Raw genomic sequence first — 17,311 nt, 5'->3', positions numbered from 1 at the left:
AACCTATTTTCTACTGATTCGGCTTCGGTTCGTGAGCAGCTTCGCTTAGGCGTAAACGCGCCAAGGGCAACAACAAACTGGCATGGCTGCGTGAGTCGAGTTCGGCGGCACGGCGCAAAAAGGCCACCGCCTCAGTTGGCCGACCTTGATCCAAGGCGTTGGCTCCATAGCTCAAATAAAGTTCGACCAATTGCGGATCGCTGGCCAATTGGACATAAATCGCCTCAGCTGGACCATCGCCGGCATTGGTTGGCAACTCCGCCAATTCAGCTTGTTCGGCCTCGATTTCTTCGGCGCTCATGCGGGCAGTTCGTGGAGCCGAACGACGCTGGGCTTTAATTTCTTCTTGGGCTTGACGGGCTACATCGGCAGCAACGCTAACTGCGCTGACCACCCGCCGCTTAGAACGGGTATAACTGAAATTGACAATTGGCAAATCGCTCAATGGGCCATTATCCATTTCCCATTCGTTGAGCAATTGCTCAGCACGTTCAGCAATTTGGTCGAAGCATTCGCGAGTTAATGGCGTATGGTTGAAACCGCCAACTCGTGCTACATACAACAAACCCCGACCATCAACCACCCCGCCAGTATTCCAGAGCAATTCCAACAGGCGTGTAGCTTGGTCGGGGTTCATTGGCGTGCGATTAAAGGCAGCGGTTGCGCGTTCGACATCGCCAAAATCGCTATACAGTGGCATCAACAAATCTAGTCCAGCTCGCATCAACGATTCATCGCTGGTTTGGTCGAAAATCGTTTCGAGCATGCCTACAATGTTATGTTTAAGCAAGCGTGGATCACGTTCGTCAAACCACGAATCGGTTTGTTCTTGAGCTTTTTGGGGCGATAAACGGGCAAATGATGCTTCTAGGCCTTTGAAACGCACTGCCCAAAAAACATCCAAGGGCTTGATATCCTCACCTGCCAGCCAATCTAAATACCACCAGCGTTGTTCAGGCGTAAGGGTTTTGTAGGAAGCAACGGCATAGGTCGGCGGAGTTGGGGCATTCCATGGTTCAGGCGAGCTTGGCTGCTTAATCGATAAGCTACGAATCAACACAGCATCGGGTGAGGTGTTTTGGCGACCACTCCAATAGGAAAACACATCCCACTCATTTTTGACGATTTTGACCCCAGGCACTTTTTGAATTCGCGCCAATTTTTGCTCGAGGATGGCCTCTTCTTCCTCGGTCATCACATATTCAGCCGAGCCAGAGAGGTCGAATTGCACCACACCGCCATCGCCCTTGAGAATGCCATCGAGCAATTCCAGGCCATCGAGCGGGGTGCTGCCTTTTTTGTTCGAGCGCACTTGCTCCTGAGCGGCAGCGGCTAAACCACGAATAAAACTGGCAGCATCGGAGCGATCAAATAAAAATACGCCTTGGGAAAGCTCCAAAGCACGGGCAACCCACATCACCAAAGTATCGCTGTAGTTCAAGGCCACGGGCATAGTTGGGGTTTGCTCGACCATGGTGCGAATGACGGTGGTTTGATGGCGCTCGCCCCAGCGCTCAGCGATATCGCGCATGGCCTGCTCAATCGCGGCGCGTTTACCACCTAAACCACGGCCAAGCTTGAAATTACAGCGCGAGGCAATATCAAACAACAACGGGCCATTAGCTTCAATCGAGGCTAAGGCAAAACAACGAATCAAAACATCAGCAGGAATCGCATTTGAGGGAGTGTAAAGTGTAAGCCATTCGCCCAATAGTTCTGGTTGCGAAGCCGCATAGGCCAAGGTCAACACATTACCGATTGAGCTTTGGGCAACTGCATCATTGGTGCTCGAATCATAGAGCTGACGCATAGCACTAATTGCTTCATCACGGCGGGGAGTGGTTAATTCGGCACACAAAGCATAGAGCCGCATAATCCGAAAAAGCTGAATCGCCCCGCTCTCATCGCCAGCCAACCAAGCAATATAATTCCAACGTTGTTCGGGGGTTAATGAGGCATAGGTTGGCGAATAGGTAAAATAGCCGCCCCACGTCACCCGCCCACCAGTCGGACGCATCACCGGAAAACGCACCAAATCGAGCATAATCCGCGTATCCAACATAAAACGCCCAGGCTGTTGATTAATGTGCACTCCAACCAACGAACGGATACCCTCAGCCATCCGCTCAAATGTAGCCCGATCTTCAGCAGAAAGTGTACGTTGTGGAATCGCGCGAGTAGTGCGTGCCATCGTGGATTATGTCACCTCAAAGTTAAACATCAGCGCTTATTGTAGCATATTTCTGCCTACTCGTCAGGCGTAACACGTTGTGATTAGTTAAGAATGCTCAATCAATTATGGAATTTTTTGTTTCGCCACCCTTCCGTCCCTGTTATGGACTATCGTTTAGATGTAATGGTTCATAGCATCAACAGCGTCTAGCATTCCCTCACCCCCTCGCCCCCTCTCCCGCCGGGCGAGCGAGGGGGAACTGTCTTCAATCATCAAAGGGGAACACCCCTCGCCTGCCGCAGTGGGAGAGGGGTTGGGGTGAGGGAACGGAAATTATCCTTAATCCCCATAATCCCCCTACACCCCCTAAATTGCAATTTGTGAGTGCTAGAATTCCAAAAGCCCCCAAACCCTGGCTTATTCGGCTTGCAAGCCAAGCGCAACCATGGGATAGGCGGCGTTGGGCAGCCACAAGACTCGCACCCGATAGCCTTGATATTCAATGACTTGACCAAGTGTGGCAGTTTGTTTTAATTCGGGCACGCTGCTACCAACCCAAAAACTCAATTCAACTTGGGCAGTGACAGAATCATAATCGCCAATTGTAATTGTCAGATAGCCATCGCCAACGCTACTATTGGCAGGCGCAATCAATAATTGTTCTTGACCAAGGGCTTTAATTGGCAAACTAGGTGCTTGTTCAGCAGTTAAACGAATGGCCACTTGAATTGAGCTTTGCTCGATTGACAGTAATTGAACTTGGTAATTTGCCACCGTAATCGTCTGATCAAGCATTAATTTGGTGTGGTAATTAAAAATCGCTGGTTTAGTTAAAAAACGAATTCGCACGCCAATCGGCTGCTGCGGTTGCTCGGCAGCATATAAAATTTGCAAAATACCAAGATTCAGACCTTCGATATGCAAATCCGTGCCTTCGCGTAAGGTCACCACGGTTGCTTGATCAATTGCTAACATTGAAGTTTCCTGTTCTGGGTCGGCCAGCGGATCTTGCTTAGCCTGACAACCTACCAATAACACTATAATCCAGCTCAATAAGCAGCAAAAACGCATGCAACCCCCGCCAATTAATCAATTGGATTGGTTATAACAACATTAAACACCTGCTCAAGATCAGCATAATCGACCGTGACTGGTGGTTCATCCCACGACCATGGATTACGCAGGGTCACCCGATTGCGCTGTTGATCGATATGGCTAACATAGTAGGCATGCTTCGGTTGCAGCTGTTTATTGACAAACGCTGGTTGATTGACACTAGGATTGGTTGGATCAGGCGTGCCAAAAATAATCGCTTGCTGATTGTTATGCATCGTGGCTAGTTGATGAATGCTGTAGGTTTGAGGTTCGTTGATCTCGCTACGTTGGCCAGTAATCGCCTCAAGCACATCGGCAGGGTTGCCACCTTTATTGAGCGTGCTATACATATCAATTGGATTGCTGCTTTGACTCAGAAATTGGGCGTAGGCTTTTTCTATAATCGCTGGCCATAATTCACGTTTGCCATCCAACACTTCTTGATTTTCGTGGATGTAGGGCTGTGTACCATCAGCTAGCACTGGAAATTCAGCGGTTACGGTGATTTTCACCGGATCAAAACCATTATCAAACCAATTATTTAAGCGGTTGAAACGGCTATTAGCTTCGCGCTGATAAAATGTGACGGTATAGGTGCCATCGCCATTATCTTCAATTGCATTACGAATCACATCGGGGTTATTTTGGGCCACCGCTGCCAGCGAAGCTACCACAAAACAATTGCCAATCTGGCCTTGATCAGCATCGCTAGGGTGAATGCCTTGGCGCATATCGGCCCCGCCAGCTAAATATAATTCACCCTCAACTGGGCGCATTTCGCTAATCTCAAGATAGGCATCTTTGTATTTGCCAGCCTGATCAGTGGTTTGATTGAGCACCACTTCGGCGCGAAACAAACTAGCGGCTTCGCGTTCAGCCTCATGCAACACCCCACTCAATTCAAGGCTGACTTGCTGAGCAGTGCGTAAAACTAGCGTTAAGCGTTGCAGCGCAGGCAGCAGTTGGCTTTGATATTCGTTAGCAAAAGCTGTTGCCGCAGCGCCTTGCCAAGCTCCAGCAATTAACGGCTCGGCAACCTGTTGAATTTGCTGGCGAATTGTTTGCACCTGCTCGGTTTGGCGCTGAAACCGCTGGGCAACCTGCTTGATCAGGTCATAATCAATTTGCACAATCGGGGCTGGCATCGCAACATCCTTCTAGTTGGGGCAATGCACAGAACATTTGCACAACCCTCAATTCAACACAGCCCCACTATACGATACAACGCCAGCCCAAGAATTAAAGCTGAGTTAAGATTTATGCGCCAAACGCTGCAAGGGCACAGGCCGATAGATCGTCGTTAGCATGTTCAAACTAAATAGCAACGCCGCCAAGCCATGGATACTAGCCCCAAACACCAGCAACCAGCGTGCCCAAACCAAGCCAGCCACTAATCCAGCCCACCCAAGATCAATCATTGCTACCGCGCTAATTGCCAAAAACACCTGCCAATTGGCAATATTAGCTAAACCCAAGGGTCGCCCCATAAAGCGTGGAATCATAAAATAGGCCATTCCGTAGATTAAAATCGTTGCAAAGCCTGCTAAATTCGATTCAACATGGATTGGGCGTAATTGCGCACCCAAAGCGCGATCAAAGGCAAAACTAATGCCCAAGCCAATCCCAACCGCCAAATAAAAAACTGCCGCACGAATCGACCACATGGTCAAGGGGCCGATCCGGCGTGGTTGCACAATGCTTAATTGGCTTGGTTGTTTGGCAGTCGGAGTAGCTAAGGCTGGAATCAACAGCCAAACCCAACAAGCTAAGCCAGCTAAAATTAAACTAGCTCCAAGCGCAAAGAGGGCAGGCAGATCAAAGCCCAAGCCAAGCACAATGCTCAGCAAACCGCCATGATGCAAACTCAAGCCCACTTTTAGCCAATGCGGATCACGGGTTGCTTGGCCCGACCAACGCGGCAAGACATGGCAGGCCACGCCAATAATCATCAACAGCATCCAACCAAGGGTCAATAAATGTTCAGCGCTCAACAGCCAACGGGCATGAATCAGGCCAAATTCACGGGCCAAAATTAAGCTCAGCGCTAGGGGTAAGCTGGCTCCAGAGGTTTTGGTGGCGAGGGTCGAGAGTCGATCGATTTGTTGTTGCAAGGGCGATGATGGCATGCTTGGGCGCAATTTAGGGCTGCGCAACAGTTGCATAATATTCCACATGAACAACCAACTGCCCAGCCACTCCAAACCCAAGCCTACGCGATAACTGAGCTGGCTATACCAAACCAAGCCACTGCTGGCCAGCACGACACCCAAACTCCAAACCAACCAATGCAACTCCAACCACGCCGGTTTGGGGAAATTGCGGCCACTGAATACCGGAGTTGTGTGGTAATTCACTGCAAAAATACTACAACTGATCCAGCCATACAACAGCAGATGCACCCAAGCATCCCAGCGCTGTGGGCCAGCCGCCGTCAAAGCCAAATGCACAATCGTCGCCAGCAACAAGGCCAGCAGGCCACTAAGCCAAAATAATTTACTATGCCGCGCCATATGATCACTCCATCAACTAGCAGTTCTTAGGCTAGTGTAGCCAAATGGAGCGCGTTAGACAGCGATATTTCTCACATGGCGTTGTGCTTAGTGATTGTGGGAAACAGGCCAGCCCGCCGTTGATGGCAACTAAAATAGATCAATTCGTCACTAGTGGCTTGGATTGAACGAGCTGCACCACGCGGCACACAGACGATCGAGCCAACGCCAATTGGTTGTTGCACCAAATCGATCTCTAAAATAGCCGTGCCTTCGAGCACAATCAACAGCACATCGACTTCGTGATTTTGGTGGTTGGGAATACCATCGCCAAAGCGAAAACGCAACAAATTGAGGTTGAGTTGATCGGTGGTATAGCTCCACAACGGGCCATCAAGCTCGCTTTGGTCGCGCAGTTGCGCCAAATCCAAGGGAGGAAAGGTACCAACAATCAATTGTGATAGTAATGCATGCATTGGGCAAATTCCTTGTACTATGGTGGCAGTCCAGTTCTAGTGCGACGAGGATACGCTGATGGATCGAAATGTTTTATTTGCCCATGTCAGTTTCACTCGCGATCTATCGCCAACGATTATTGCTGCGCTGAGCAGTCATGCCAATGAACAAACCATCGAGCGTGGCCAGATTATCACGCTTGAGGGTGACCCCGCCGTGGCAATGTATCTGGTGTATAGCGGGCGAATTAAGGTTGTACGGCATTCAATCGAGGGCCGCGAGCATATTTTACACGTAGTTGAGGCCTATGATCATTTTAATACAGTCCCGATGTTTCGTGAAGCCCGCTGCCCAGCCACCAGCGAAGCCTTAGTTACTAGCCAATTGTTGGCGATTCCGCGCGAACATATACGCCAAGTCGCCCAGCAACACCCTGAATTAGCCTTAGCAATTTTGGGCGAGTTTGCCAACCGCTTGCATAATTTGGTTGGCTTAGTTGAAAATTTGGCCTTGCATACGGTCAACGGGCGTTTGGCTCGTTTATTGTTGCAACAAGCCGCATTAGCCGAACAAAATCCCAATCTTGCACCTTTAACCCAAGCTGAAATGGCCGCGCATATTGGCTCAGTGCGTGAGATGGTCGGGCGAGCCTTGAAGGCCTTTGATGCCCAAGGCTTAATTCGGCTTGAGCGCGGCATGATCGAAATTATCAATCCCCAAGGTTTAGCTGCCCAAGCTGAGCTTTAGTTAATGGCTGGCTACTTGGGGCAAAGCGAATCGCAAACGAGCGGCTAATCGCTTCGGTTGGGCAGGCAATTTCGCAGCGATCACAGAAGGTACAAGCATCGGGCTTAACTAAGACTGCATGCTGCTGTTCGATCTTGACTGCGGCGGTTGGGCAAACCCGTTCGCAAACACCACAAGCAATACAACGTTGCACATTAATCACAGGTAATAGCATCACCAACTCCGATCGGTAGCTGTAACAATTCATTCGGCCCTTCACCCCCGACCCCTCGCTCGGCGGGCTAGGGGGCTAAGGTACAGGGGTAGTTTAACGTTCCCTCACCCCCAACCCCTCTCCCACTGCGGCGGGAGAGGGGCTTATGGTTTGGTGGTTCCCCCCTCGTCTCACACGGCGGGCTAGGGGGTGAGGACAGACCATTTAGTTTTTGGGGTCGCCATCGCCTGCTTGGAATAAGCCCAAAGCTCCGCGCCCGACAAAGTTGAAGGCGTGGGTCACGATTGGGTATAAACCATCTTCAGCGGTCGTAAATTCGACAATTGCGCCTTGCGCTGGGGCTAAATCAACAGCTTGCGAGCCATAGCCATTGGCAGTTTCAGGTCGTAATTGCACACCTTCTTTGATAACCGTGTTGAAAATGGTACCAACTACGTGGAACGAACTATCGATGCTTGGGCCAGCATTCAGCACAAACACCCGCACACTTGCCCCGGTTTTAACTTCCAATGGATGATCTTTGTATTGATTGGCAACGCCATTGAATACCACATATTCAGGGGCTGGAGCGGCTGAGGCAGCTTTTTCGAGGCTGACCAAATCGCCTTGAGGGCCGAGATACCATTCGCTTTGCACCAAGGCAAATTCATGATCAACTGCTGGCAAGCCTTCCTTGGGTTCAACAATCACCATCCCATACATCCCATTGGCAATATGATGCAGCGCGGGAGTTGTACCACAGTGATACATCCAAACGCCAGCATAATTAGCTTTCCATTCGTAAACCTTATCTTCGCCGACATTAATCGAGGTCATTTCATCGTTCCAAGCAACCTCGCTCGAGTGAAAATCGATTGAGTGCGGTACTTTGTTAGAGCTAGGATTTTTAAGCTGAATCCGCACAGTATCGCCAACCTTCACCCGAATGACTGGCCCTGGCACCGTGCCACCAAATGTCCAGACATGTTGAACATAGCCTGGAGCTACGGTCATATCTTTTTCTTCAACCACCAATTCGACTTCATGTACCGTACCTTCTAAGGCTGTTGGAGCTTTAGCATCGTACAAGGTGTACTCTGGAGCCGACTCATCAGCAACAATATCACTTTCAGGCGCAGGCCCGCTATGGTCATCCATCATGGTTGGGGTAATGGCAGCAGCATCAGCCGAGGCAACTTGAATTGAGCCTTTCATGCCCGCAGCTTCGTGGCCAGGCACAGCACAAATAAAATTCATGCCCTCAGCAGGAATCGTAACCTCGCCAGTCACCGTTTCGTTGGCCTTAGCACTAATCACTGTGCCATCCGGAAAGGTAATATCGTGAGGAATCACGCCATCATTAACTAATTTAATCGTATAGACCCCAGCGCTTGGCACTGTGAGATTCTGTGGTTTGAAGCCCATATCAAACGAATGAATTTCCAACACTTCCTTGCTAGCTGGTTGGCTGGCTTGTTGGCTCACAACTTGGCTTTCGGGTTTGATCGAAGTGGTTGGGGCCAGTGAACTGGTACGATCAGCTTGATCGCTACAGGCGGCAATACTTGCTAATAACAGACTAAAAATCACTACCATAGTGAATGATCGGCGGTTCATTGCGACGCTCCTTGCTTGAAAGCGAACCATCAATCGATGCTGGGGATCGCCAGTGATCGATATGCAATTGGATGTTGGCCAGCCGTTGTAATTACATAGCGCTAGCTTAGAACCTCACAATTGGTTTGGCTGTGACTTTTCTCGCATGATGCCTAGCTAGCTGCTTGTGAGAAAAGTCGCTGCTCGTTATGCAGGGATTAGCTATGCTAGGCCTAGATATATTGTTGTAAGGAGCATCCAATTTATGTCAACCACAACTGTAACCCCTGAAGTCATCGCCGAAAGCACCTTGGCTGCTTTAGCCGAAGCTCACCCCGATGTGATGGCTGTCTTACGTCAACATGGCTTTGATTTGTGTTGCGGCGGCGGATTAAGCCTGAGCCAAGCCGCCCAAGCTCATCAAATTGAGCTAGCGCCGATTGTCGCCGATTTAACTGCTATTTTGAGCAAAACAGCCTAATTTCGAGGAGCCAGCACTATGCCAACACTTGCTCGTTACTATATTCGCACTGCATTTGTTTGGTTGGTGCTGGCGTTCGGTTTAGGCAGCGCCATGCTCACCAGTCAACTATGGGGCTTCAAAACTAATCCATTAGCAGCCTTGCAAATCGTGTTTTATCACGCCCTAATGGTTGGTTGGGTCACCCAGTTGATTGTGGGCGTGGCGATTTGGCTATTTCCAGTGCATAGCCGTGAGCAGCCACGCGGCAACGAACGAATCGCGTGGGCTGCGTATATCACCTTTAATCTTGGGCTTGGGCTGCGCAGCGTGGTTGAGCCAATGTTGCAATGGCAACCAAGTCCAATCGTCAGTTGGGCGGTGGTCGTTGCGGCAATCTTGCAAGTTGGCGCATTATGGCTGATTTTGCTGATGCTCTGGCCACGGGTCAAGGGCAAAGCCGTCAAAGCCAAATAGACGAGGGAAGTATGCCAACATTTAGTCAAATCAGCATTCGGGCTGCCCTACTCTATTTGGTGATTGGCGGCAGCGTTGGTGGAATCTTATTGGTAAGCAAGGCATTTGGGGTTTGGCCATGGATTTGGTATTGGCGCACCGCCCACATTCATGCCATGCTGGTGGGTTGGCTGCTGAATTTAATTTTTGGCGTGGCCTTTTGGATTTTGCCGCGGCTTGATGCCAATGGCTGGCGTGGCTCGCCGTGGCTGGTTTGGTCGGCTAGCGGCTTGCTGCATAGTGCGCTGGCAGTGCTGGTTTGGGCCAGTATTTGGCCGTGGCCAGCAGCGATTTTCATCGCCAGCAGCCTTGAATGCATGGCGGCAATTGCCATGGCTTGGCATTGCTGGCCCCGTTTACAACCATTAATGATTGAGCCAATTCTGCACCAAAAGCTTAAATAATATGCTATGATGCCACTAGTTTTGGTGGAACAAGCTCATGGCAGATCCAAACCAACAATTGGGCCAAACTATTCGGCACAGCACGCTCAGCCGTTGGGGCTGGTTTTGCTGTTGCTACTTTATTGTACAACTAGCGCTAATTTGCCCCATGGCTTGTATCATCCATGAATTAAGTTTCAGCAATTCCGCCCATCTTCAAGCCAATCCTAGCGCAGTGCTGTTTGTCTGTCGGCTCGAAACGCCCCCAGCCAGCAGCCCCACCGCAGATCACATGCTGAGCACTGCGATCCATCGCCATCAACTAGTGGCATTGTTTGCAATGGTGCTGATTGGCCTGAATTTATTGCTCCATGTCAAACCGCAAACCCAGCGCATCTATCACCAACGGCTGCGTTTAGCCTCATTTGATGTACTACCCAAGCTACCCCCGCCACGTTCTGCCTAACCATTCAATTCATGATGTCAAGATCCGAGAAGCTCAACTGCGGTTGAGTTGTTGTGGCATGATTTTGAAAGGAAGCAGCATGTCAGCCTCATTTATTTTGTTAATTAATCACACCAGCACCGCCAGCATTCAAACCAACCTGTTGATGGAGCATGGCTATATTCCAATGCTTTTGCCGTTGAATCAATTGGCCCAATTGCCAGCCCTCCCACACCAAACCATCGTTGTCGCCTGTTTCAACAACCAAACCGAGCTTGAACAACTAACCACAACCCTGCCAAGCTGGAATACGCCATGGATTGGATGGAATTTGAGTGGCCAGATCGAACTTTCGATTGCGGCCTACAAAGCCAGCGCCGATATTGTGTTGACTGATAGTTGCACCGAGCAATTGTTGCTGAATGTGCTTAGCCAACGCAGCAACTACATCGCTGGCCAGAGCGACCCCATCGTCAAACAGCGCCAACGCCATTATCAACGAGGCACATTAATCAGCCTACCAGCCGAGCATATCTTATTAATTAATGAAGGTGTGGTGGGTTTAGCCATCTTGCATAGCGATGGTTCGCAGGTGTTGGTCAGCCTATGCGGCCCGCAACAGTTGGTGTATAGCACCGAACAACAATCAAGCGTTCAGCTATATGCCCATAGCGATGTGCTTGGTCAAGTCTATGCTTGGGCGCAAGTCGCCGAGCATCCATCATTATTGCAACGCCTACGCAGCCGATTAAGCCAAATGGAGCGTTGGGCTTCGATGCAAGCCAATGGCTATAGCGATCAGCGCATTTTAGGCTTGTTGGGGCTGTTAGCCGAGCAATTTGGCAAGCCAACCGAGCAAGGCATATTAATTGATATTCGCTTAACCCATGAACAACTCGCCTCGGCAATCGGAGTCAATCGCACCACCACCACTCGCCTACTGCGCGATCTGCGCAATCGTGGCTTGGTTTTCACCGCTGGCCATGGTGCCCAAGAGCGTTTTTGTTTGCCAGGTTAAAATTGGGGATCGGTTGTTGGGGGTCGGGGAGTTTGCTTTTAACCACGAAGGACACGAAGAGCACAAAGGGCTAAGCATAAGAGTTAAATCAGCATGATTCTAAATCCCGATCCCTGACCTCTGACAACTAGCCCCTCGCATAAAATTGTCATCTTGACACTACTGATCATTGTGTTAGAATGACATTATTAGGGGCGTTTGATACGTCCCGCTCTTTTTCTCACGATTTATAGTGTCAAAATGACACTTACTAGATATTTACCCAATGGAGAGTCATCATGACCATCATCGCAGCCGAAGCAATTGGCGTGGCACATGAACATGCCGAGGACTATGCAGGGCTTTCAATCGAGGAATTGGATCAACGGATTGCTACGGCTAAGGCCAAATTGGGCGAACGTTTGGTTATTCTGGGTCACCACTATCAACGTGATGATGTGGTCAAGCATGCCGATTTAAGTGGTGATTCCTATGGGCTTTCGGTTGATGCGCGGAAAACCGCTGCCGAATATATTGTCTTTTGTGGAGTTCACTTCATGGCCGAAAGCGCCGATATTCTTGGGCGTGACGACCAAACGGTGATTCTACCCGACCATACTGCTGGCTGCTCGATGGCCGATATGGCCGACATCGAACAGCTTGAAGAAGTCTGGGAGGAGCTTGACGAGATTTTGGGCGATGCCGAGGCTCAAGTCATGCCGATTACTTACGTCAACTCATCAGCTGCCGTCAAGGCCTTTGTCGGCGAACATGGCGGAGCTTGCTGTACCTCATCCAATGCTGAGCCAATTGTGCGCTGGGCCAAAAATCTGCGCCCCAAAATGCTATTCCTGCCCGATCAGCACCTTGGCCGCTATACCGCGTTTGCCAAACTTGGTATTCCGCTCGATAAAATGTTGGTTTGGAATCCTAATTTGCGCTATGGTGGGCATACCCCAGAGGCCATTCGCGAGGCTGAAGTCTTGCTATGGGCTGGTCATTGTTCGGTGCATGCCCAATTCCGCCCAGCCTATATCAAAGCTTGGCGCGAAAAGCATCCCGAAATTAATGTGATTGTACACCCTGAATGTACCTTGGGCGTGACCAACGAGGCCGATTATGTCGGCTCAACCGCCTATATCATCAAAACGATCAACGAGGCTCCAGCAGGCAGTATGTGGGCAGTGGGCACCGAAATCAATTTGGTCAATCGCTTGCAAACTAACAATCCCGATAAAACGATTGTCTCAGTTTCACCGTTTGCCTGTCTTTGCTCAACCATGTATCGGATCGATCCTGAGGAATTATGTTGGGTCTTGGAGAATTTGGTTGAGGGCAATGTAGTCAATCAAATTGCTGTGCCAACTGCCATCAAGCAAAAAGCCCGTTTGGCGCTCGAACGCATGCTCGAAATTGCAGGGAATTAATCCGACCGGCAGGATGGCCTCGACAGCAGTGCCATCCTGCCTCTTTTTAGGCTTAGGCATTCACTAATTTGCGTCGCAAGGCAATAATTTCGGTTTCAGTAATCAGCAGCACCAAAATCGCTTGTGAGATGAGAAAGCCATAGCCCCAAACCGTTGGATCAAAGCTAGGCCCAACAATCAACCAGACGCTTTGGGCCAGCCACAAGGCATTGACCGCCACCACAAACCAAGCCGCGCCACGTTTGATTGTTGGCCGAAACGAGAGCCACACCAACCAACTCACCCATGGAATCAAGCCCAAGCCGACATACCACAAAAAGCTACTTGGCAAACCAAAAAATTCAGCCAGCGGTTGATTCAAGCCCAACAAGCCAGCCATCAAGCCTCCAGCGCTCATTCCATCAAAGCGAATTGCATAACGTAATAATTGAGGATGTTGTAACCAACGCATACCATTGCTCCTTTGTTGTACCTAGTGTCAAATCCCAACAGCGTCAGGTTTGAAGAACCTAGCTGCAGCATAGGTGCTGATGGTTGGTAACACAATTACCTCAGAGGTAATCGTAGCAACTACCTAAATTGTGCTAAGATGCGGCAATGAAACAAGTAGCAATTGGTTCACTGATTCGTACTTGGCGGCAGCGTCGCCATCTGAGCCAGCTTGATCTGGCCAGCGATGCCAATATTTCAACCAAACACTTGAGTTTCTTGGAAACTGGGCGTTCATTGCCGAGCCGCGATATGCTCTTGCACTTGGCCGAACACTTAGAAGTACCGCTACGTGAGCAAAATGTGCTGTTGGTGGCGGCAGGGTTTGCACCGTTGTTCAGCGAACGGTCGCTTGATGATGTTGATTTAGATCCTGCTCGCGAGGCCATTCAGCATGTGTTACACGGCCACGAGCCATATCCAGTGATCGCGATTAATCGCCATTGGCAGATGATTATGGCCAATAATTGTATTGATTATTTTCTGGCAGGCGTAGCGGCAGATTTGTTAACTCCACCAGTTAATGTCTTGCGCTTGAGCCTGCATCCTGAGGGCTTAGCCCGACAAATTGTTAATTTAGCGGCTTGGAAAGCTCATTTATTGGCCCGTTTGCGCCACCAAATCGAGCTAACCGCCGACAACTATTTGGATGAGCTGTATCATGAATTGGCAGCCTATCCTACCAACCAAGCTCATTCTACGCCGATTCCGCCCTACCATGAAACTATGGACATTGCTTTGCCTTTCTCATTACGCACTACTCATGGCACGCTCAGCTTTTTTAGCACAACCATGGTTTTTGGCACACCAATTGACGTGACAGTTTCAGAATTGGCGATTGAAGCTTTTTTTCCGGCCAATGCGGCCACCGCCGAGCACTTGCGGCGGCTACATTCGGCTAAACTCAGTCAATAAGTGAGTTATAGATGACCAATGAACAAACAGATCATTCAAATTGGCCTGCTACGCCGATCGCAGCATCCTATTGGGTACTGCCAGAACGCTTGTTGGCGGGCGAACATCCCATGCTGCTAGAAAAAGAGCCGTTGCATGAGCGTTTACAGCACTTTAGCAAGGCCAAAATCAATGTTTTTATCGATCTCACTGAGCAAACCGAGACTCAAGAATTGGGCGATTACAGCACGGCGCTGCGCCAAATCCAATCAAATCAAGCGATTGTTCGCTATCATTTCCCAATCCCCGATATGAGTAGTCCATCAGTTTCCCAGATGCGAGCAATTCTGGCTCAAATAATCGATGCCCTTGATCAGCAGCAAAACGTATATGTGCATTGTTGGGGTGGGCTGGGCCGAACTGGAACTATCATCGGTTGCCTGCTTGTCGAACAGGGTTGGGAATATACCCAAGCCTTGACGCAGATCACGAGATTACGCCAAGCCACGCGCGACTCAGGCTATCCCTCGCCAAGCAATGATCTACAACGCCAATTTGTGGCAGATTGGCAAAAATAGAAGTTGATGCGATCTTAAAACAAAAGGGTTTTTAATCCTTATTCTTTCAATCTAGAAACAGGAAGCTAAATCAGCAGATTTAAAGAGATCAAGAATTACAGCCTTAACTACGGGAACTGATACGGAGTTGCCAAATTGGCGGTACGCCAGACTATCTTTGGGGTGAAATTGAAACGAATCAGGAAAGCCTTGTAACCGAGCGCATTCGCGTGGAGTTATACGACGAATACGATTCTGATGAACGACCCCTATTTTATGGGCATCACTACTAACCAAAGTAATAGAGACACTATCGGGATCTAAGAATTTAAAGACTTCAAAAGACATATTTCCGGCAACTGGATTAAAACGGCCATTAACTTCTTGCAAATAGCCTTTGGTTATCAGCGATTGCATAATAGAATCAAGGTCATCATGCTCAAAAAAAGTTTTTATTTGCTCAATCGTTAATTTTTTACCATCTTGATGTGAACCAAAGTGCTTCTTTCTCCGGTTCGCAATCAAAGCATTCATAAATTGAATTTCGTCTGACGTGCATTCACCTTTAATACCAAGTTCCCAAGAATGAATAGAATTACCATTACGATAATCAATTAGTCTTTTTCCATTGAGCTTGATTGGATGTCCAATAAATGCTAATAATTTATTAACAAAATCAGTAGAACAGTTATATTTATCCAGTGGATGATCTTCTAAAATATCTCTTACCAACATTATCTTGTTTGTATCAAATAAGCTAGCTTGATTTGATAGTTGTTTAAATTTATGTGAGTCAGTTGCGCCGATGTGAGAAGTAATGGTTAATTCTGGCTGTGATTGATCAAGCCCAACGATGTATACTCGTAGCCGATTCTGAGGAACTTGAAAATTTGAGCTATTTAAAATCAAATAGGCTACGCCATAATTTAATTCATGCAGCTTTTGTAAAATTGTCTTAAACGTTCGTCCCTTATCATGAGTGGTTAATCCACGTACATTCTCTAGCAAAAACCCTTTGGGTCGATAAGCTTTTAATATTCGCTCAATCTCAAAAAAGAGTGTGCCACGTGTATCGCCAAAGCCTTTTTGCTTACCTGCATAAGAAAATGGTTGACATGGAAAGCCTGCTAATAAAAAATCAAAGCTTGGGAAATCTTGAATTTGAGTTATATCTCCTTGAGATTGTTCATGAAAATTCATAGCATAGGTAGTTTGGGCATGTTTATCGATTTCCGAGGATAAAACACATGCAGTCTCTATTCCTAATTCATGCATTGCTTGCTCGAATCCGAGTCGCATTCCGCCAATACCAGCAAATAAATCGATAAACTTAAGCATTGAACTTCTCTTGGATAAATGCAGCCAGAACTGCTATTTCACTTTCGGAATAAGCCACAGTACAATCACTATACTGGCAGATTTTTCTGATCGCAGATGGCCGATCAAAATTACCAGCACCGTCAATAACATAGGCAATCCAATAATTTTGGGCATGCATACGATTTTGCCGATCACGAGCCTGACCTGCCTTACGTTCGATTGTGCTGTTGGTAGTTACCTGGAAGCTAACTTCTATCCCGACTTTTTTATCTGCAAATTCTACTAAAATATCAAATGGTGTTTTAGTCGAATCAGGATTACTCAAATCGCTTAATAGAATTCTCCCGTTTCGTGTAATATTATAATCATTAGGTAGATATTTAGATAAAATATCACAAACGTAGGTCTGTGCTATTTGTCCAAGAGAATTAGCTTTTGCGCCATTCGTAATTCGACTTACATTTATATATTTTTGATTCATATACGTATCAACAAGGTGATTGTTACCTAATATCATACCTATTTCACATTTCTCTAACCCTGCTAAATTAAACTGTTCGGTTGTTGAACCATAAAGCAAAATCATAATCATATCATAATATATATTTGATAAACTTCTCTCTAAAATAATCGATTTTCCATCTATAGCTAGTTTTTTATTTCCCATCCCTCCTGTAGGAAGATCTTTAAATATATATCTATATTTATTACTATTATATACGTAATCCATATAGTATTTAGAAGTAGAAATATCTTGAGGGAAAATTTCTTGAAAATCTTTGACTAAACGTTGAATCATTTCTCCGCCATAATCAGCTAAAACAACAAGATGTTTTAAAAAGAGATTAGCAGGCATATTTTCTGAAGTTATAGCTTCAAATATTTGTTCTGGATAATGTATTGGTAATTTAAGAATCTTAATAAATTTTTCTTGAGATTCAATTAATATAGGAAATATACTTGTTTGTGCAACAATAGCTGATAATTCTTGTGGCCACCACTTAATAGCATTAGATTCTAAATCCTCAAAGCTACGTTGATAGTTCAAACCATTCGTCCTTTCAATTCAAGCCT

General features: G+C 47.7%; 19 protein-coding genes. 9 read left to right on the top strand and 10 right to left on the bottom strand.

The genetic code is table 11. The features are described 5' to 3' along the window. Positions 1-10: 10 nt before the first annotated feature. From ABEB26_RS13005 to ABEB26_RS12985, 5 genes are all read right to left on the bottom strand, one after another. Positions 11-2,191 (bottom strand): hypothetical protein, encoded by a 2,181-nt coding sequence (locus tag ABEB26_RS13005; protein ID WP_345722450.1) that lies wholly within the window; start codon positions 2,189-2,191, stop codon positions 11-13. A 399-nt stretch (positions 2,192-2,590) separates the two neighbouring features. Beyond that, a complete protein-coding gene (locus ABEB26_RS13000) occupies positions 2,591-3,148 on the bottom strand; it encodes a hypothetical protein (protein ID WP_345722449.1) in 558 nt (185 codons plus the stop codon). A gap of 110 nt (positions 3,149-3,258) precedes the next feature. Continuing rightward, positions 3,259-4,413: a WXG100 family type VII secretion target gene (locus ABEB26_RS12995; RefSeq protein WP_345722448.1), complete on the bottom strand. Its 1,155-nt coding sequence runs from the start codon at positions 4,411-4,413 to the stop codon at positions 3,259-3,261. 105 nt (positions 4,414-4,518) lie between these two features. Next, a complete protein-coding gene (locus tag ABEB26_RS12990; protein WP_345722447.1) occupies positions 4,519-5,778 on the bottom strand; it encodes a hypothetical protein in 1,260 nt (419 codons plus the stop codon). Between the two features lie 71 nt (positions 5,779-5,849). Further along, positions 5,850-6,233: a cupin domain-containing protein gene (locus ABEB26_RS12985; protein ID WP_012188852.1), complete on the bottom strand. Its 384-nt coding sequence runs from the start codon at positions 6,231-6,233 to the stop codon at positions 5,850-5,852. Positions 6,234-6,291: 58 nt separating this feature from the next. Between ABEB26_RS12985 and ABEB26_RS12980 the strand changes: the two genes are divergently transcribed. Next, entirely contained in the window at positions 6,292-6,960 is a 669-nt protein-coding gene (locus tag ABEB26_RS12980) for a Crp/Fnr family transcriptional regulator (protein ID WP_345722444.1), read from the top strand. Here ABEB26_RS12980 and ABEB26_RS12975 read toward each other — a convergent pair. Further along, a complete protein-coding gene (locus ABEB26_RS12975; protein WP_345722443.1) occupies positions 6,923-7,174 on the bottom strand; it encodes an ATP-binding protein in 252 nt (83 codons plus the stop codon). The two genes, ABEB26_RS12980 and ABEB26_RS12975, sit on opposite strands and share 38 nt — an antisense overlap. Positions 7,175-7,378: 204 nt before the next feature. Then, entirely contained in the window at positions 7,379-8,770 is a 1,392-nt protein-coding gene (locus ABEB26_RS12970) for a multicopper oxidase domain-containing protein (protein WP_345722442.1), read from the bottom strand. A 244-nt stretch (positions 8,771-9,014) separates the two neighbouring features. On the opposite strand from ABEB26_RS12970, the gene ABEB26_RS12965 reads away from it, so the two are divergent. From ABEB26_RS12965 to nadA, 6 genes are all read left to right on the top strand, one after another. Continuing rightward, positions 9,015-9,230, top strand: coding sequence for a DUF542 domain-containing protein (locus tag ABEB26_RS12965; RefSeq protein ID WP_345722441.1), 216 nt, complete (start codon positions 9,015-9,017; stop codon positions 9,228-9,230). 18 nt (positions 9,231-9,248) lie between these two features. Next, positions 9,249-9,686: a hypothetical protein gene (locus tag ABEB26_RS12960; protein WP_345722440.1), complete on the top strand. Its 438-nt coding sequence runs from the start codon at positions 9,249-9,251 to the stop codon at positions 9,684-9,686. Between the two features lie 11 nt (positions 9,687-9,697). Continuing rightward, positions 9,698-10,129 (top strand): hypothetical protein, encoded by a 432-nt coding sequence (locus ABEB26_RS12955; RefSeq protein WP_345722439.1) that lies wholly within the window; start codon positions 9,698-9,700, stop codon positions 10,127-10,129. A gap of 37 nt (positions 10,130-10,166) precedes the next feature. Next, positions 10,167-10,574, top strand: coding sequence for a hypothetical protein (locus tag ABEB26_RS12950; protein ID WP_345722438.1), 408 nt, complete (start codon positions 10,167-10,169; stop codon positions 10,572-10,574). A 79-nt stretch (positions 10,575-10,653) separates the two neighbouring features. After that, entirely contained in the window at positions 10,654-11,571 is a 918-nt protein-coding gene (locus tag ABEB26_RS12945; protein WP_345722437.1) for a Crp/Fnr family transcriptional regulator, read from the top strand. 278 nt (positions 11,572-11,849) lie between these two features. Then, positions 11,850-12,977, top strand: a complete 1,128-nt coding sequence (gene nadA / locus ABEB26_RS12940; protein ID WP_345722436.1) for a quinolinate synthase NadA — start codon at positions 11,850-11,852, stop codon at positions 12,975-12,977. Between the two features lie 52 nt (positions 12,978-13,029). Here nadA and ABEB26_RS12935 read toward each other — a convergent pair whose 3' ends face one another. Then, the gene (locus ABEB26_RS12935; RefSeq protein WP_345722435.1) at positions 13,030-13,428 is read right to left on the bottom strand and encodes a hypothetical protein; all 399 of its coding nucleotides are present in this window, start codon (positions 13,426-13,428) and stop codon (positions 13,030-13,032) included. A 146-nt stretch (positions 13,429-13,574) separates the two neighbouring features. On the opposite strand from ABEB26_RS12935, the gene ABEB26_RS12930 reads away from it, so the two are divergent. Continuing rightward, on the top strand, positions 13,575-14,381 hold the full coding sequence (locus ABEB26_RS12930) for a helix-turn-helix domain-containing protein (protein WP_345722434.1): 807 nt from the start codon (positions 13,575-13,577) through the stop codon (positions 14,379-14,381). Positions 14,382-14,392: 11 nt separating this feature from the next. Continuing rightward, positions 14,393-14,938 (top strand): protein-tyrosine phosphatase family protein, encoded by a 546-nt coding sequence (locus ABEB26_RS12925; RefSeq protein ID WP_345722433.1) that lies wholly within the window; start codon positions 14,393-14,395, stop codon positions 14,936-14,938. 51 nt (positions 14,939-14,989) lie between these two features. Here ABEB26_RS12925 and ABEB26_RS12920 read toward each other — a convergent pair whose 3' ends face one another. Next, a complete protein-coding gene (locus ABEB26_RS12920) occupies positions 14,990-16,255 on the bottom strand; it encodes a DNA cytosine methyltransferase (RefSeq protein ID WP_345722432.1) in 1,266 nt (421 codons plus the stop codon). Beyond that, on the bottom strand, positions 16,248-17,285 hold the full coding sequence (locus ABEB26_RS12915) for a restriction endonuclease (RefSeq protein WP_345722431.1): 1,038 nt from the start codon (positions 17,283-17,285) through the stop codon (positions 16,248-16,250). Before ABEB26_RS12915 ends, ABEB26_RS12920 begins: the two co-directional genes overlap by 8 nt. Positions 17,286-17,311: the final 26 nt, after the last annotated feature.

The sequence above is a fragment of the Herpetosiphon gulosus genome (assembly GCF_039545135.1).
Lineage (GTDB): Bacteria > Chloroflexota > Chloroflexia > Chloroflexales > Herpetosiphonaceae > Herpetosiphon > Herpetosiphon gulosus.
The sequence above is the reverse complement of the archived record's forward strand: the minus strand, read 5'-3'. Positions and strand labels throughout refer to the sequence as shown.

Bases quoted from the DNA above. Each gene is read 5' to 3' on its own strand.
- ABEB26_RS13005 (WP_345722450.1), bottom strand. From the start codon at position 2,191: ATGGCACGCACTACTCGCGCGATTCCACAACGTACACTTTCTGCTGAA.
- ABEB26_RS13000 (WP_345722449.1), bottom strand. From the start codon at position 3,148: ATGTTAGCAATTGATCAAGCAACCGTGGTGACCTTACGCGAAGGCACG.
- ABEB26_RS12995 (WP_345722448.1), bottom strand. From the start codon at position 4,413: ATGCCAGCCCCGATTGTGCAAATTGATTATGACCTGATCAAGCAGGTT.
- ABEB26_RS12990 (WP_345722447.1), bottom strand. From the start codon at position 5,778: ATGGCGCGGCATAGTAAATTATTTTGGCTTAGTGGCCTGCTGGCCTTG.
- ABEB26_RS12985 (WP_012188852.1), bottom strand. From the start codon at position 6,233: ATGCATGCATTACTATCACAATTGATTGTTGGTACCTTTCCTCCCTTG.
- ABEB26_RS12980 (WP_345722444.1), top strand. From the start codon at position 6,292: ATGGATCGAAATGTTTTATTTGCCCATGTCAGTTTCACTCGCGATCTA.
- ABEB26_RS12975 (WP_345722443.1), bottom strand. From the start codon at position 7,174: ATGCTATTACCTGTGATTAATGTGCAACGTTGTATTGCTTGTGGTGTT.
- ABEB26_RS12970 (WP_345722442.1), bottom strand. From the start codon at position 8,770: ATGAACCGCCGATCATTCACTATGGTAGTGATTTTTAGTCTGTTATTA.
- ABEB26_RS12965 (WP_345722441.1), top strand. From the start codon at position 9,015: ATGTCAACCACAACTGTAACCCCTGAAGTCATCGCCGAAAGCACCTTG.
- ABEB26_RS12960 (WP_345722440.1), top strand. From the start codon at position 9,249: ATGCCAACACTTGCTCGTTACTATATTCGCACTGCATTTGTTTGGTTG.
- ABEB26_RS12955 (WP_345722439.1), top strand. From the start codon at position 9,698: ATGCCAACATTTAGTCAAATCAGCATTCGGGCTGCCCTACTCTATTTG.
- ABEB26_RS12950 (WP_345722438.1), top strand. From the start codon at position 10,167: ATGGCAGATCCAAACCAACAATTGGGCCAAACTATTCGGCACAGCACG.
- ABEB26_RS12945 (WP_345722437.1), top strand. From the start codon at position 10,654: ATGTCAGCCTCATTTATTTTGTTAATTAATCACACCAGCACCGCCAGC.
- nadA (WP_345722436.1), top strand. From the start codon at position 11,850: ATGACCATCATCGCAGCCGAAGCAATTGGCGTGGCACATGAACATGCC.
- ABEB26_RS12935 (WP_345722435.1), bottom strand. From the start codon at position 13,428: ATGCGTTGGTTACAACATCCTCAATTATTACGTTATGCAATTCGCTTT.
- ABEB26_RS12930 (WP_345722434.1), top strand. From the start codon at position 13,575: ATGAAACAAGTAGCAATTGGTTCACTGATTCGTACTTGGCGGCAGCGT.
- ABEB26_RS12925 (WP_345722433.1), top strand. From the start codon at position 14,393: ATGACCAATGAACAAACAGATCATTCAAATTGGCCTGCTACGCCGATC.
- ABEB26_RS12920 (WP_345722432.1), bottom strand. From the start codon at position 16,255: ATGCTTAAGTTTATCGATTTATTTGCTGGTATTGGCGGAATGCGACTC.